Here is a 13,295-nt window from a genome sequence, read left to right on the forward strand (position 1 = left end):
GCTAGCGTACCGCCACGCGCGCCAGCCCCGGCTGGTTCACCATCCAGTAGTGCTGGAAGGCCAGGCGGATGTTGTCGCGCAGCTGGGTGTCGTCCCACGGCTTCGTGTAAAAACGGTAGATGGCGCCCCGGTTGATCGAGTCGAGCACCGCTTCCAGGCCCGTGTAGCCGGACAGGATGATGCGGATGGTTTCCGGGTACAGCTCTTTTACTTTGCTGAGGAATTCCGTGCCGCTCATGCTCGGCATGCGCTGGTCGCAGACGATCACGTGCACCCGGTGCAGGGCCAGCATTTCAAACCCTTCGGCCGGCGTGCTGGCCGTGAGGATCTGGTAGCCTTCGGGACGGAACAGGCGGTGCAGCGACGACAGCACGTTGACGTCGTCGTCGACGATGAGCAGGGTTTGCGCCGGCTGGGCGGCCGGGTCGTGGCCGGGCGGCAGGCCGGCGCCCGCGGCGATCATCTGCCCCAGTTCCAGTGCCGGCAGGGCGCGGCTGAAATAAAAGCCCTGGATTTCGTCGCAGCGGTTGCGCCGCAGGTATTCGAGCTGCGGGCGCGATTCCACGCCCTCGGCCACCACGCTCAGTTTCAGGCTGTGCGCCATGCTGACGATGGCCAGCGCGATGGCCGCGTCGTTCGGGTTGCTGGTGATGTTGCGCACGAAGGCGATGTCGATTTTCAGCTTGTCGATGGGGAAGCGCTGCAGATACGCGAGGCTCGAGTAACCGGTGCCGAAATCGTCGATGGCCACCTTCACGCCGATCTTCTTCAATTTTCCCAGCACGACGATGGTGCGCTCGGCGTTCGACATCAGCGCCGTTTCCGTCAGTTCCAGTTCCAGCAGCTCGGGCGCCACGTTGTGCCGTGTCAGCGCGCGCGTCACTTCGCCTTCCAGGTCGCCTTCGGCAAACTGGCGGCTCGACACGTTCACGGCCACGTGCACGGGGCCCACTTCGCTGTCGCGCCACTCGGCGATCTGGCGGCAGGCGGCCTGGATCACCCAGGCGCCCACGCGCACGATCAGGCCCGTGTCTTCCAGCACGGGCACGAATTCGGCCGGCGCCACCAGGCCGTAGCCGGGGCGGCGCCAGCGCAGCAGCGCTTCCACGCCGCTGATGCGGCCCGTGCGCAAATCCACCTTCGGCTGGTAATACAGGATGAATTGCTCGTGTTCGAGCGCATGGCGCAGCGCCAGTTCCAGGTCCAGGCGCGCCAGCACCTGCACGTTCATGCCGGCCGTGAAAAAGCGGTAGCCGTCGCGGCCCGCCTGCTTGGCGCCGCCCATGGCCGTATTCGCGTACTTGATCAGCGTTTCCGGGTCGGTGGCGTCGTCCGGATACATGGCGATGCCGATGCTGGCCGTCAGGGTGGCCGCGTGGCCGCGCAAGTCGAACGGCGCGCGCAGGGCTTCGCGCACCTGGTTGGCCACGGCCACGGCTTCCTGCTGGTTACGGCTCATGGTCAGTATCAGCGCGAATTCGTCGTTGCCCAGGCGCCCCACCGTGTCGCGCAGGCGCACGCATTCGACCAGGCGGTTGCTGAACTGGCGCAGCAGTTCGTCGCCCAGCGCCGCGCCCAGGGTGTCGTTGATGCTTTTGAAGCGGTCCAGCGCGATGAACAGCACCACGATGCGCCAGCTTTTTTCCTGCGCCAGTTCGACGGCCTGGGCCAGGGTCTGGTAGAACAGGCTGCGGTTCGGCAGGCCCGTCAAGCCGTCGTAATGGGCCAGGTGTTTCAGGCGCTCCTGCGCCTGGCGCCGCTCGCTGATGTCGCGCGCCACGGCGATCAGCAGCAGGCCGCCCGCAGCCTGCCCGCCCATCACGGGCGCCTGCGCATACCAGTGCCAGCCCAGCTCCACGGGTATCAGGCTCAGGTCGCGCCGCACCAGTTCGCATTCCGTCACTTCCGTGGCCAGGTGGGCCGGGCCGCCCGGCAGCGCGGCCAGCGGCGGGGCCGGCGGCGACGGCAGCAGGCTGCCGGGCGCCAGCGCCAGCAGTTCGGCGCGCGCATAGCCGAGCAGGCGGCACGCGCCGTCGTTGACGTCGACCAGGGTCATGCCCAGCACGTCGACGAGGAAGATGGCGTCCGTGGTGGCGTCCATGGCGCCGCGAAAGCGCTGCAGTTCGGCCGTGCGCTGGCTCACCGTGCGTTCGAGCAAGGTGTTGTAGTGGCGCGCGGCGCGGTGCAGCAGCCGCACTTCAAGCATGTTGCGGATGCGCGTGAGCACTTCGAGCGCGTCGAAGGGCTTGCTGATGAAGTCGCGCGCGCCCGCTTCCAGCGCCGCCAGTTTGGCGTCCGGGTCGGCGGCGATCACCAGCACGGGCAGATAGCCTTCCCGCTCCAGCGGACGCAAGGCATCCATCACCTCATAGCCGCTCATGCCGGGCATCACCAGGTCGAGGATGATCAGGTCGAACTGGTGCCGCTGGTGCAGGCCGGCCACGGCGCGCGCGTCGAGGGTGCTGCTGATGGCCGTGTAGCCGCCGCTTTGCAGCAAATGCTCGAGCAGGCGCAAATTGACGTCCTGGTCGTCGACGATGAGAATTTTCGCCGCATAGATATCGGCCTGGCTGATCATGGCGCGCCTGTTCCCTTCTGCCGGCGCTGCTGCGCCACATAGGCCAGGGTGCTGTTGATCGCCTCGGTAAATTCATCGAGGTTGATCGGCTTGGTCAGGTAGCGGTAAAAGCCCAGCGCCATGCTGCGCTCGACGTCGCCCGGCATGGCGTTGGCCGTCAGGGCGATGACGGGAATGTGCGCCGTGCGGGGGTCGGCGCGCAGCAGCTTCAGCGCTTCCGTGCCGTTCACGTGCGGCAGATTGATGTCCATCAGGATCAGCTGCGGCAGGTGCGTGCGCGCCATTTCCACGCCCAGGCGGCCATCCGTGGCCGTCAGCAGCTGCAATTGCGGGCAGTAGCGGACGATTTCCTCGACCAGGGTCAGGTTGGCGGGATTGTCTTCCACGTACAGCAAGGTCACGGGGGCGCTGTGATCGAGCAGCGCCCCGGCCAGGTCGGGCCGCGGCAAGGCCAGCAGGTCGGGTGCGGGCAAGGCGTCGACCACGCGCAGCTCGATCCAGAAGGTGCTGCCCTCGCCGGGCGCGCTGCTCACGCCGATGCTGCCATCCATCAGCTCCACCAGGCGCTTGGTGACCACCAGGCCGATGCCGCTGCCTTCTTCCGTGCCGCCCTCCTGCCCCAGCCGGTTGAAGGGCTGGAACAGCAGCGCCACCTGTTCGCCGTCCAGGCCCACGCCCGTATCGCGCACGCTGATGCGCACCCGTCCGTCCGCCTGCGGCGCGCAATCGATGGCCACCTGTCCCTGCTCGCGGTTGTACTTGAGCGCATTCGACAGCAGGTTCAACAGAATCTGCTTGAGGCGCGTGCGGTCGGCCAGCACGTTCAGGGGGCAAGCGTCGGGAAAGGTCATGCCGATGCCGCGCTGGCTGGCCAGCGGCGCGATCATGTCGCGGCACTCCTGCAAGATGGCGTCCAGGCCCACCGGTTCGAGCGACAGGCTGACGGTGCCCGATTCCACCTTCGCCAGGTCGAGGATTTCATTGATCAAGGTCAGCAGGTGGCGCCCCGATTTCAGGATATGCCCGGCGAACTCCTTCTTTTGCTCCAGGGTCGACGGCAGGCGGTCGGAACTGAGGATTTGCGCGAAGCCCAGGATGGCGTTGAGCGGCGTGCGCAATTCATGGCTCATCGACGACAAAAACGCCGACTTGGCATAGTTGGCGCTGCGCGCCTCTTCCATCGCCATGGCCAGTTCGCCATTCGTCATTTCCAGCTGCATCGTGCGCTCGTGCACGCGTACTTCCAGCTCCTGATTCAGGCGCATGACTTCCTGCTGCGCCTGGGTGCGCTGCTCGCCCTCGCGCGCCAGCTCGCCGTTCGAGCGCTCCAGCGCCTGCGTGCGCAGCTCGATCTCGGCCAGCATCTTGTTGAAGGAATCGACCAGCTGCGCCACCTCGTCGACGCTGAGCTTGCGCGCGCGGCGCGAGTAGTCGCCCGTCTCGATCACTTCGCGCGCCACGTCGGCGATGTCGAGGATGGGCTGCGTGATGACGAAATCGAGGCGGCGCAGCAGCAGCAAGGCCACCAGCAGCGCCAGCACCGTCACGCCCAGCGCGATGGCCAGGTAATCGGCCGTGCGGCCTGCCAGTTCGTAATCGGCGCGCAGATACACGGTGCCCAGCAGCTCGCCATTGTCGACGATGGGCTTGAACAATTCGACGGATTTGCCCGCGATGCTGACGCCTTCCTTGCCCGCCTTCGCCGGCAGCTCGCCCAAGCGTTCATTCGCGCGGTAGCTGGCAAACAGGCTGCCGTCGGCCTTGTACAGGGCGCCGGCCGTCACGCGCGGGCGGATGCGCATCAGATTGAGGTTTTCCAGCGCCAGGCGCTCGTCGTCGAAGGCCAGCGCGGCCGAACTCATGTGCCCGAGCAGTTCGGCCTGGGTACTGATGTCGGCCACCAGATTGCGGTGGTAGGCGCGCAAGTCGTAGGCGACGATGGTGCCCAGCGAAATGACGAGCGCCACCAGGGTGGTCAGCAAGACCACCGACATCAGCTTGTGGCGGATGGAACGCAGTCGTATCATCTAGGCGCCTCCCGTCTGCACGCGGTAGGCGGCCAGCAGCATGCGTGCGCTGATGCGGATATGCGCCTGCGCCACGGGTTTCAGCGCCACGTCGAAGCGCACCTTGTCTTCGGCCATCACAAAATTGATCATGCTGCCCATCGCGTAGACCTCATCCGAATCGGACACCGTCAGCAACGCCAGGCCACGGCTGGCGGCCAGCATTTCCTGCAGCGCCATTTTATCCAGCGCGCCCAGGTACAGCACGTGCAGCCCGGCCAGCGCGTCGCCGCGGCGCACTTTTTTCACCTGCACGGCGCGGCCGTTGACGCTGTGCCCGGCCACGCTCTGTTCGAGCTGCTCGGCCAGCGCATCGGCGCCCGCCACGCCGATCACCAGCGGGGAGTCGGGCCGGGCAAAGCTGCCGTCGGGCCACTCGACATAGCCGGCAAACTTGTACAGATATCCGGCCTTGACCTGGCGTTCCAGCTCCCCCGGCACCTGCGCCCGCGCATCGGCGCATAGCACGCCCAGGAGCAGCATTAGCCAGCCCCAGCGCAGGGAGCGGCGAGCAGCGCCGCGCACAGGGCGGCGCAGGGGGCCAGGATGACGCCACCAGGTCCAGTTCAGAATTGCCATGACAACCGAGTAAAGATAATGCATATGAAGGCGCGGCACCATGCCGCCTGCCTGTTCGAGCGATGCGCACCAGGGTGGCGCAGCGACAGAGCGCCTGCCGGCCCGAAGTGGTAGCAAATGTATAAAAGAGTGTACGCATTTTCGCTGTGACCGGGGAAAGTTTCTTTTACTGTCGGCCATGCTACAGTCTTGCCACCATTTTCACCGCACACAGGAGCCATCCATGAGCAAGGAACTCGTCCCCCTCTCCACCGCCGTCGGCCTGGCCTTGCAGGCGAAAGGCCTGCTGCTGGCCACGGCCGAATCGTGCACGGGCGGCGGCGTGGCGCAGGCCGTCACCGATATCTCGGGCTCGAGCGCCTGGTTCGAACGGGGCTTCGTCACCTATTCCAACGGGGCCAAGACCGGCATGCTGGACGTGCCCGCCGAACTGATCGCCGCACACGGCGCCGTCAGCGAGGAAGTGGCGGCCGCCATGGCGCAAGGCACCCTGGCCCACAGCGAAGCCCAGGTGGCCGTCTCGACCACGGGCATCGCCGGCCCCACGGGCGGCGTGCCGGGCAAGCCCGTCGGCACCGTCTGCTTCGGCTGGGCCATGGACGGGCGCGTGCAGACGCAGCGGCTGGTGTTCGCGGGCGACCGGCAAGCCGTGCGCGAGCAGGCGGTGGCGCACGCCTTGCGGGAACTGCTGCGTTTTATTCAGTAGCGCCGGCGATGCAGGCGCGGTCGCGGCCCGCCTGCTTGGCCGCGTACAGGGCGCTGTCGGCGCGCATCAGCAATTCATGGCGGCCGGCGCCGTGGCGCGGATATTCGGCAATACCGGCCGAAAAGGTGCAGCCCGTCAAGCTGTGCGGCGCCTGCTGGATCAGCAGCTGGCGGTAGCGCGCGGCGATATCGTCGATCTTGTGCGCGGCGATGAGGCTGTCGGCTTCGCGCAACAGCAGGCAGAATTCCTCGCCGCCATAGCGGCACACCATGTCGCTGCCGCGCAGCTGGCCTTCCACCAGGCGCGCGAACTGGATCAGCACTTCGTCGCCAAAATTATGCCCGTAAGTGTCGTTGACGCGCTTGAAAAAATCCAGGTCGATGATGGCGATGGCCACGGGCGCATCCGCATCGGCCTCGTGCAGGATGGCATTGAGGCAGGTTTCAAAATGGCGGCGGTTGTACAAGCCCGTCAGGTGGTCGCGCATGGCCTGTTCCTTCAGGCTGTCCTGCAGGGAATTGACGTGCAGGATCTGGTGCGCCAGTTCACGGTTCAGGTGCTCGAGCTTGACGTTTTCCGATTCGCGCGCCGCCTGCAGCTCCAGCGCCTTGTCGCGCTCGGCCTTCAGGCTGTGCATTTCCTTTTCCAGATTGCGCATCAGGCTGCGCGAGGCGCGCGCCGACTTGCTGCTGGCCTCGTACACGGCCTGGAATTGCTGCAGGAAACCGTACGCGGTTTGCCATTCGCCCAGCTGGGCATTGATGTCGGCCAGGCCGCGCAGGATCTGTTGCTGGTGAAACGGATTGCGCGTCCAGCTCAGCAGGCTGTGCGCCTGCGTCAGCGAGGCCAGCGCCTGCGCCGTCTGGCCCGCGTGCAAGTCCAGCTTGCCGCGCACCAGCCACGCATGCATCTGCTCCTCCAGGTCCTGGCCCCGGCGCGCATAGTCTTCGGCCCGCAGCAGCAATTGCAAGGCCTTCTCGGGCTGGCGCAGCAGGATGGCGGCATGGGCGGCGATGCAGAACAGGAAGGCGCGCACGGCCAGGTCTTCTTCCGGCCACTCGTAAAACGGCTCGACCAGCGCCAGCGCCTCGGCCGGCTTGCCGGTGGCTAATAAACACATGGCCAGGTTGGCCGAAACGATGGTTTGCTGGTATTTGAGCTTTTGCGTGCCGATGATGTCGAGCGCCTCGACCAGCAGGGGAATGGCGTCTTCATCGTTGCCCAGGTCATGCTGCGAGGACGCCAGGTTCGACAGGCTGTTGACCCGGTGCGCGGGGCTGCCGAAACGCTCGGCGATGTCGAGCGCCAGCAGGAAATTGCGCGGGCCGTCCTGCGTATCGCCACGGTTCAGGGCATCGACGCCCAGGCGCGCGTACAGCATGAACTTGTGCAGCGAGTCGGGGATCTGCGCGGCCTGGCTGCGCGCCTGCAGGAAGTGCTGCTCGGCATCGGCAAAGTCGCCGCGCCGGCTCGCATACGCGCCCTGCAGGGCGGCCACTTCCATGCCCCCTTCCAGGTCGCAGGTCTGCTTGAAATAGTCGCGCAGACGCTCGCACGACGGCTCCGTTTCGCCCGCATAATAGGACAGCCAGCAATGATTGAGTTCCGCATATGCGCCGCCGCGCGCATACTGTTGTCGTTGCGCCGCCGCCAGCGCCATCTGCGCCAGCCGGCGTGCCTGGCGGCGGTTGCCGATCAGACAGGACAGGGCTTGCTGATTCAAACGGTCAATGTCGGCTTTATCGAGACTGGAGATCGGCACTGCGTCCTCGTTCACACTCTGGGGTGCATTTTTCACACAAAACTTGCTTTGTATCAATGGTATCCTGATTAACATCATAACCAGATTCGCGCGCGCGCATGGCATCTTTGCAAAGGATTGTGGTAAAAATGCCAGTCGTGGCCTGGCCGGGCGCCATCGCCGCTGTCACGGATCTTTGATTGTCACTGACGCAACAACTTGGAGTAGTCGCAATGCAAAACACGGTACATTTCATCCTGCAGGGCAAGGGCGGCATCGGCAAGACCCTCGTCTCGACCCTGCTGGCCCAGTGGATAGGCGGCAAGGACGACACGCCGCTGCGCTGCTACGACACCGATCAGGAAAACGCCACGTTCTCGCGCTACAAGGCGATGAACGTCAAGCATGTGCCCGTGATGACGGATGCGCGCAACATCGATCCGAAACGCTTCGACGCGCTGATGATCGATATCCTCGACACGGACGGCAACTGCGTGGTCGACAATGGCGCGAACACGTTTTCGCCGCTGATGGGCTACCTGCTGGAAAACGACTGTTTTTCGCTGCTGGAAGAATCGGGCCGCAAGGTGTACATCCACACCATCGTCGGCGGCGGCGACACCCTGCACGACACGGCTACGGGTTTTGTCGCGACGGCCCAAGCGACGAAGGTGCCGCTGGTGCTGTGGCAAAACGAACACTTCGGCCTGCTGCAATCGGCGTCCGGCAAGCAATTCGTCGAATCGCAGTCGTATGCCGACAACCGCGCGCGCGTAAAAGGCAGCATCACTTTGAGCCAGCGCAACCCCGACACCTTCGGCGCGGACGTCAAGAAAATGAACACGGCGCGCCTGACGATGCAGGAAGTGCTGCAGAACGACAAGTTCAACATCATGGAAAAGCAGCGCATCAAGGTCGTCTACCGCGACATCTTCGAACAGCTCGACAAGGTGCAGTGGTAGATGGACCGGCACACTCTGCGCAGCCACGTGTTCGACAAGACGGGCATCAAGGTCGACGTCGACGACCCGATATTCGCCCTCGTGGCGCTGAACGAAGCCGTGCTGGCGGACACCGTCGAGCGCCAGCTGGCCCTGCTGGACGCCGCCACGCAGGCGCTGGCGGCGCAGGCGCGCGCCACGGGCGGCTTGCCGCCCGAACCGGCCGCAGCCATGCCGCAGCCCATGCAGCAAGCGCCCGGGCCTGTCCCCCTTTTTACGCCGCGCGAATGGCGTTTGCTGGGCGCGGCGGCCATCGTCTCGCTCGCCTGCGCGCTGCTGGTGCTGGGCGGCGCGGCCCTGCTGTATCAACCGTAGCACCGACCGTAGCACCATCGCGCTGGGCCAGCCACGAGCGGGCCGCAGCGTCTTCCCCACCCTAGCCTGGAAGCATGCATGAAACCGATCAAATTGCTGGCCATTCCCGCCCTGATGCTGTCGCTGTACGGCGCCCCGCTCACGCTCGCCCACGCCGCCGGCGCCGCTGCCGCGACGGCAGCCACGGCCGTGCCCAATGTCGCCTACGAAAAATACACCTTGCCGAACGGCCTCGACGTGATCCTCGTGGAAGACCATAAATTGCCCGTCACGGCCGTCAACATCTGGTACCACGTGGGACCGGCGAATGAAGCGCCGGGCCTGACGGGCTTTGCCCATCTGTTCGAGCACATGATGTTTGCCGCCACCAAGCACGTGCCGCGCGGCATGGCCGACCAGTTGCTCGAAGGCGCGGGCGCCACCGATTCGAACGGCAGCACGGATTTTGACCGCACCAATTATTTCGACACGGTGCCGTCGAACCAGCTGGAACTGGCCCTGTGGGCCCATTCCGACCGCATGGGCTATCTGCTCGACGTCCTCGACCAGACGGCGCTGACGAACCAGCAGGACGTGGTGCGCAACGAGCGCCGCCAGAGCGTGGAAAACGCGCCCTACGGCATCGTGCAGGAAGCCCTGTACCACCAGCTGTTCCCGAAGAGCCACCCGTATTACGCCAGCGTCATCGGTTCGCACGCGGACATCCAGAACGCGAAACTGGCCGACATCAAGGAATTCTTCACCAAATACTATGGTCCCAACAATGCCAGCCTGGTGATCGCGGGCGACATCGACAAGGCCAAGACCAAGGAACTGGTCAATAAATACTTCGGCAGCTTCAAGAGCGGCCCCGCCGTGGCCAAGCCCGACGTCGTGACGCCGCCCATCACGCAGGAGCGCCGCATCGTGGTGCAGGACCGGGTCGAGCTGCCGCGCGTCTTCATGGCCTGGCTGACGCCGTCCGCCTATGCCAAGGACGATGCGGAACTGTCGATGGCCGCGCAGATACTGGCCGGCGGCAAGTCCAGCCGTTTATATAAATCGCTGGTGTACGACAAGCAGATCGCGCAGGACGTGGGCGCCAACCAGAGCTCGAACGCCCTCACCTCCGTGTTCACCCTCGACGTGACGGCGCGCCCCGGCCACCAGCCCGAGGAAATCGAGCAAGCCATGCAGGCGGAGCTGGAGCAATTGCGCGCCCAGGGGCCCAGCGAGAAGGAAATCGAACGGGCCCGCAACAGCATCGAAACAGCCATGCTGAGCCAGGTGGAAAAAGTGGGTGGCAATGCCAACATGATGAACCAGTACAACCAGTACCTGGGCGACCCCGGCTACCTGGGCAAGGATATCGAGCGCTACCGCCAGGTGACGGCGGCCGGCGTGCAGCGCGCCGTCGACACCTACCTGAAAAACCAGGCGCGCGTGGTCGTGTATGGAGTACCGGGCAAGCCGGACCTGGGTCCGGAAGTGGCGACGCCGGCGCCGGGCAAGGTCAAGCCGGCGCCAGGCACGGCCATCAACGCGGACGAGCCATGGCGCAACGCGGTGCCGAAGGCCGGTCCCGCGCCGAAGATCGTGCTGCCGCAAGCGACCTCCTTCACCCTGAGCAATGGCTTGACCGTGATCCACAACTACAACCCGGCCGTGCCGCTCGTGTCCAGCCAGCTGGTCATCAAGAGCGGTTCGGGCGCCAATCCGCTGGCGCAGCCGGGCTTGTCGGGCTTTACGGCGCAATTGCTGCAGGAAGGGACCAGTACGCGCAGCGCGCCGCAGATAGCCGATGACGTGGCGCAACTCGGTGCTTTTCTGGGCACGGGTTCCGGCGCTGATGCCTCGTTCGCCCAGCTGACGTCGCTGAAAACCACCTTCCCGCAAGCGCTCGACGTGCTGGCCGACGTGGTCCAGCACCCGCAATTCCCGCAAGAAGAGGTGGAACGCCAGCGCGCCAGCCGCATCGGCGAACTGGCGCAGCAGCGCGAAAACGCGGCGGCCGTGGCGGCCCGCGTGGAAGCGGCCGCCCTGTACGGTCCGCAGCATCCGTACGGCACCATCCAGCTGGGCACGGAAGCGGCCCTGAAAGCCACCAGCCGCGCCGACCTGCAGGCGTTCTGGCAGCAGCATTACGTGCCCAACAATGCGGCGCTGATCGTCTCGGGCGACATCGATGCGGCGCAATTGAAGGCACTGGCCGAAGCCAAGTTCGGCGGCTGGAAGGCGGGTACGGTGGCGCCGTCCGTGACGGCGGCGCCGGCCACGACGAAAGCCAGGCTGATCCTCGTCGACAAGCCGGGCGCGCCGCAGACGGCCGTGCGCCTGTCGACCATCGCCGTGGCCCGCGCGACACCCGACTATGCGCCGCTGCAAGTGATGAACGCGGCGCTGGGCGGCTTGTTTACGAGTCGGCTAAGCAATAACCTGCGCGAAGAGAAGGGCTACACGTATGGCGTGCGCTCGCAATTCCAGTACCGCAGCCAGCCGGGACCGTTCTCGATCGCGGCCGGCGTGCGCACCGACGTGACGGGCGCGGCCGTGTCGGAAACCTTCAAGGAAATCCGCGCCATGATGGCCAAACCCTTGACGGCCAAGGAATTGTCGAATGCGCGCAATTCGCAGGTGCTGTCCCTGCCGGGCCAGTTCGAGACGAATGCCAGCATCAGCGCCAGCATGGCCAACACGTATATCTACGGCCTGGGCCTCGACTATTACGCGACCTTGCCGCAGCGCTTTGCGGGTGTGACGGACAAGCAGGTGCAGCAGGTGGCCAAAAAATACCTGCAGCCGGAAAAGCTGATCGTCATCGGCGTGGGCGACCGGGCGAAGATCGCGCCGCAGTTGAGCAAGCTGAAACTGGCGCCCGTGGAACTGCGCGATGCGGAGGGTAACGTCAAATAAGACTAGCGGCGCTTGAACAGCGCCAGCTTGTCGATGAACGCCGCCACGGCCACCCCGGCCGTGTAGGCGATCAAATCACCCCAGCCGAAGGTGGAACCGAGCACCAGGTGCCCCAGCGGATGCGCGCGCAGCGCGACGAGCCAGGGCATCTGGACCAGCTGGCCGAATTCCACGGCAAAGCAGATCAGCAGCGCAGTCAGCGCCAGCTGCCACGTGCGCATGCGCGTGGCGAAGATACCCAGCGCAAAGACGATCATCATGGCCCACAGGGCGTCGCCCGGATACTTGCCGAGCGCGGCGGGGAGGAATTGGGGATAGGCGCGCGAGGCCAGGCCCAGCGCGATGACAGCCACGGTTGCGCCCACCTGCAGCAGGCGGCGGCGTTCAGGTTTTACCAGGAACATATTTCCATTCAAAGGCACAATACGGGCCGAACCATTGCGGCCCGTCCGATATTGTACTGCGCGGCCGTGTCCGCCTGCAGCCTATCGCATCAAGCCAGGTCGACATGCTGCGCCAGAAAGTCGAGAAAAACGCGCACGCGCAGCGGCACGTGCCCGCCCTGCCCCACGAAGACGGCATGCACGTCTTCGCTGTCGCCGGGGTTGAACGCTTCCAGCACGGCCTGCAATCGGCCCGCCGCGATATCGGCGCGCACCTGGAACGCCGCTAGGCGCGCCAGTCCCAGTCCCGCCAGCGCCAGTTGCCGCAAGGCTTCGCCATCGCTGGCCTGCGCATTGCCAACGACGGGCACGACGATGTCGCCCTCGGGCAGGCGCAGCGGCCAGCCCGAGCGGGCGCGCGCGTAATTGGCGTCGAGCAGATTGTGCGACGCCAGCTCGGCCGGCGCCCGCGGCGTGCCGCGCCGCGCCAGATAGGCGGGCGATGCCACGATCGCCATGCGCGTCTGGCCCAGCTTGCGCGCCAGCAGGCTGGAGCTTTTCAGGGGACCGGCCCGCACGGCCACGTCCGTGCGCTGCTCGAGGATATCGACCACGGTATCGGTCAGCACGATGTCGAGCGTCACCTCGGGATAGCGCTCGAGAAAAAGCGGCGCCAGCGGCAGCAGAAAATGCTGGCCGAACGGCACGTTCGCATTCACCCTGATCTTGCCGCGCGGCACATCCTGCACGCCCGCGCAGCGCTCGGCCTCGTCCAGCGCCGCCAGCACCTGCCTGCCCCGTTCATACAGGCCGCAGCCTTCGGCCGTCAGCTGCAGCTGACGCGTGGAGCGGTTCAGCAGGCGCGCGCCCAGGCGCTCTTCCAGCCGAGACACGAGCTTGCTGACGGCCGACGGCGTCATGCCGCAGGCGCGCGCGGCGGCGGAAAAGCCGCCCAGCTCGACCACGCGCACAAACACCTCCAGCTCGCCGGAACGGTTCACTTCCAGTCTGGCCATTGTGAATTCAACTCATAA

General features: G+C 65.6%; 10 protein-coding genes. 4 read left to right on the forward strand and 6 right to left on the reverse strand.

What is annotated here, in order from left to right; translation table 11 throughout:
- Position 1: 1 nt before the first annotated feature.
- Genes D9M09_RS23745 through D9M09_RS23755 form a run of 3 tightly spaced genes read right to left on the reverse strand, consistent with a single transcriptional unit; the run spans position 2 to position 5,223 of the window.
- Positions 2 to 2,578, reverse strand: coding sequence for an EAL domain-containing protein (locus D9M09_RS23745; protein WP_070290933.1), 2,577 nt, complete (start codon positions 2,576 to 2,578; stop codon positions 2 to 4).
- Entirely contained in the window at positions 2,575 to 4,605 is a 2,031-nt protein-coding gene (locus D9M09_RS23750) for an ATP-binding protein (RefSeq protein ID WP_070220315.1), read from the reverse strand. Before D9M09_RS23750 ends, D9M09_RS23745 begins: the two co-directional genes overlap by 4 nt.
- Positions 4,606 to 5,223 carry a YfiR family protein gene (locus D9M09_RS23755; RefSeq protein ID WP_162995783.1) on the reverse strand — a complete coding sequence of 206 codons (618 nt, stop codon included), beginning with the start codon at positions 5,221 to 5,223 and terminating at the stop codon, positions 4,606 to 4,608. It abuts the gene before it with no gap.
- Between the two features lie 223 nt (positions 5,224 to 5,446).
- Here D9M09_RS23755 and D9M09_RS23760 point away from each other — a divergent pair, with 223 nt between their 5' ends.
- A complete protein-coding gene (locus D9M09_RS23760) occupies positions 5,447 to 5,929 on the forward strand; it encodes a CinA family protein (protein ID WP_121670541.1) in 483 nt (160 codons plus the stop codon).
- Here the strand turns inward: D9M09_RS23760 and D9M09_RS23765 are convergent.
- Positions 5,919 to 7,691, reverse strand: coding sequence for a GGDEF domain-containing protein (locus D9M09_RS23765; RefSeq protein WP_240453457.1), 1,773 nt, complete (start codon positions 7,689 to 7,691; stop codon positions 5,919 to 5,921). The two genes, D9M09_RS23760 and D9M09_RS23765, sit on opposite strands and share 11 nt — an antisense overlap.
- A gap of 212 nt (positions 7,692 to 7,903) precedes the next feature.
- Between D9M09_RS23765 and D9M09_RS23770 the strand changes: the two genes are divergently transcribed.
- From D9M09_RS23770 to D9M09_RS23780, 3 genes are all read left to right on the forward strand, one after another.
- The gene (locus D9M09_RS23770) at positions 7,904 to 8,632 is read left to right on the forward strand and encodes a hypothetical protein (protein WP_101482913.1); all 729 of its coding nucleotides are present in this window, start codon (positions 7,904 to 7,906) and stop codon (positions 8,630 to 8,632) included.
- Complete coding sequence (locus D9M09_RS23775; RefSeq protein WP_070220322.1) at positions 8,633 to 8,986, forward strand: hypothetical protein; 354 nt, start codon at positions 8,633 to 8,635, stop codon at positions 8,984 to 8,986.
- A 78-nt stretch (positions 8,987 to 9,064) separates the two neighbouring features.
- Positions 9,065 to 11,878: a M16 family metallopeptidase gene (locus D9M09_RS23780; protein ID WP_070290931.1), complete on the forward strand. Its 2,814-nt coding sequence runs from the start codon at positions 9,065 to 9,067 to the stop codon at positions 11,876 to 11,878.
- A 2-nt stretch (positions 11,879 to 11,880) separates the two neighbouring features.
- Here D9M09_RS23780 and D9M09_RS23785 read toward each other — a convergent pair whose 3' ends face one another.
- A complete protein-coding gene (locus tag D9M09_RS23785) occupies positions 11,881 to 12,282 on the reverse strand; it encodes a DUF2809 domain-containing protein (protein WP_070290930.1) in 402 nt (133 codons plus the stop codon).
- Positions 12,283 to 12,371: 89 nt separating this feature from the next.
- A complete protein-coding gene (locus D9M09_RS23790) occupies positions 12,372 to 13,277 on the reverse strand; it encodes a LysR family transcriptional regulator (RefSeq protein ID WP_121670542.1) in 906 nt (301 codons plus the stop codon).
- Positions 13,278 to 13,295: the final 18 nt, after the last annotated feature.

It is taken from the genome of Janthinobacterium agaricidamnosum, from assembly GCF_003667705.1.
In the GTDB taxonomy this organism is placed as follows: Bacteria; Pseudomonadota; Gammaproteobacteria; order Burkholderiales; family Burkholderiaceae_D; genus Janthinobacterium.